Raw genomic sequence first — 2,556 nt, 5'->3', positions numbered from 1 at the left:
CTACAGCACGGACCTCTTCGAGCGTAGCACGGTCGACCGGATGCTCGGCCACCTGGAGCGGGTGCTGGAGCAGGTCGCCGCGGACGCGGACGTGCGGCTGTCGCGGCTGGAACTGCTGGGCGAGGCGGAGCGCGCCCTCGTCGTGGACGAGTGGAACCGCACGGAGGCGGACTACCCCGCCGACGCCTGCGTGCACGAGCTGTTCGAAGCGCAGGTGGAGCGCACGCCCGATGCGACGGCGCTGGTATGGGACGGCGGATCGCTGGCGTACGCGGCGCTGAACGCGCGGGCCAACCGGCTTGCGCACCACCTCCGCGCCCTGGGCGTCCGCCCGGACGTGCGCGTGGCCATCTGCGTGGAGCGCGGTCCGGAGATGGTCGTGGGGCTGCTGGCGGTGCTCAAGGCGGGCGGCGCGTACGTGCCGCTCGACCCGGCGTATCCCGCCGACCGGCTGAAGTACATGCTGGCGGACAGCCGCCCCGCGGTGCTGCTGTCGTCGGCGGCACTGGCGGAGCGGTTCGCGGCGGCCAGCGTGCCGGTGCTCACGCTGGATGGCGACGCGCCCGCCTTGGCCGGGGCGCCGGAGACGGACCCGGCGCGCGGCGGACTGACGCCGGACCACCTGGCGTACGTCATCTACACCTCCGGCTCCACCGGCCGCCCCAAGGGCGTGATGGTGGGCCACCGCGGCGCGTGCAACCTGGTCACGGCGCAGGTGGCGGCGTTCGGTATCGAGGCCGACAGCCAGGTGCTGCAGTTCGCCTCGTTCAGCTTCGATGCGTCCGTGTCCGAGGTGCTCACGGCGCTCTGCCGGGGGGCCGCGCTGCACCTGCCGCGCCGCGGCGCCCTGCTGGCGGGCGAGACGCTGGTCCGCGCGCTGGATGGCATCACCCACGTGACGCTGCCGCCGGCTGTCATGGCCACGCTCCCGGACGACGCGCGGCTACAATCTGTGCGGATGCTGGCGCTGGCCGGCGAGGCGCTCCCGGAGGCGGTGGCGAAGCGCTGGGGGCCCGGGCGGCGGCTGATCAACGCCTACGGGCCCACGGAAGCGACCGTGTGCGCCACCCTGCACCCGTGGCGCGAGGGCGACGAGGGGAGCCCGCCCATCGGCCGGCCCATGGCGAACACACGCATCTACGTCCTGGACCCGGCGGGCAAGCCCGTGCCCCCGGGTGTGGCGGGCGGGCTGTACGTCGGCGGCGCGGGCGTGGCGCGCGGATATCTCGACCGGCCGGCGCTGACGGCGGATCGGTTCGTCCCGGATCCGTTCGGCGGGGAGCCGGGGGCGCGGCTGTACCGCACGGGAGACCGCGGCTGGTGGCGGGCGGACGGCACCCTGGAGTTCTCGGGGCGCATCGACTTCCAGGTGAAACTGCGCGGCTTCCGCATTGAATTGGGCGAGATCGAGGCGGTGCTGCGCCGGCACGAGAGCGTCGCCGACTGCGTGGTGATGGCGCGCGCGGAGGCGGGCGAGCAGCGGCTGGTGGCGTACGTGGTCGGCGAAGCGCGGGCAGAGGCGCTGCGCGCGCACGTGCGGGGGGGCCTGCCAGAGTACATGGTCCCGTCCGCGTTCGTCTTTCTGGACGCGCTGCCGCTGAACCCCAACGGGAAGCTGGACCGCAAGACACTGCCGGCGCCGGAGCTCACGTCGGCGGAGGAGCGGTACGTGGCGCCGCGTACCCCCGTGGAGGAGGTGCTGGCGGGGATCTGGGCGGAGGTCCTGCGCCTGGAGCGTGTGGGCGTGGAGGAAAGCTTCTTCGACTTGGGCGGGCACTCGCTCCTGGGCACGCGGGTGCTGTCGCGGGTCCGCGAGGGGTTCGGCGTGGAGCTGCCGCTGCGGGCGATTTTCGAGGGGCCCACGGTGGCGAAGCTGGCCGGGCGCGTGGAGGAGATGCGCCGCGCGGAGCTGCCGGTGCTGCCGCCGCTGGTGCCGGTGGAGCGCACGGAGGCGCTGCCGCTTTCCTTTGCGCAGGAGCGACTCTGGTTCATCGGCCGGCTGGAGCCGAGAAGCGCCGTCTACAACATCCCCGTTGCATGGCGCTTGGGGGGTGCGCTGGACGAGGCGGCGCTGGAGCACGCGCTGGGCGAGATCGTCCGGCGTCACGAGGCGCTGCGGACGGTCTTCGTCGAGGTGGACGGCTCGCCGGTGCAGGTGATCGCGCGCTTCGGCGGGTTCGCCCTGCCGGTCGAGGACCTGTCGGGGTTGAGCGAGGGGGATCGCGAGGCGGCGGTCAGGCGGCGCGCCGGCGAGGAGGCGCGGCGGGCGTTCGACCTCTCGGCGGGCCCGCTCTTCCGCGCGGCGCTGCTGCGGCTCGGTGCCGAGGAGCACATGCTGCTGCTCTCGATGCACCACATCGTTAGCGACGGGTGGAGCATGGAGGTGCTCTACCGCGAGCTGTCGGCGCTGTACGGGGCATATCGCGAGGGGCGGACGTCGCCGCTGCCGGAGCTGCCGGTGCAGTACGCCGACTACGCCGTGTGGCAGCGCGCGCAGCTGGAAGGCGAGGCCCTGGATCAGCAGCTCTCGTACTGGCGGGAGCGCCTGGCGGGTGC

1 protein-coding gene is annotated in these 2,556 nt (G+C 73.7%); it reads left to right on the top strand.

What is annotated here, in order from left to right; genetic code table 11:
* Positions 1-40: 40 nt before the first annotated feature.
* Positions 41-2,556: amino acid adenylation domain-containing protein (locus VGC13_RS00705; RefSeq protein ID WP_331123265.1), on the top strand; the 2,516-nt coding region annotated here is incomplete at its 3' end.

Origin of the sequence: Longimicrobium sp. (assembly GCF_036399255.1) — a bacterium.
Classification (GTDB): Bacteria; Gemmatimonadota; Gemmatimonadetes; order Longimicrobiales; family Longimicrobiaceae; genus Longimicrobium.
This window is presented reverse-complemented; position numbering and strand designations above follow the sequence as displayed.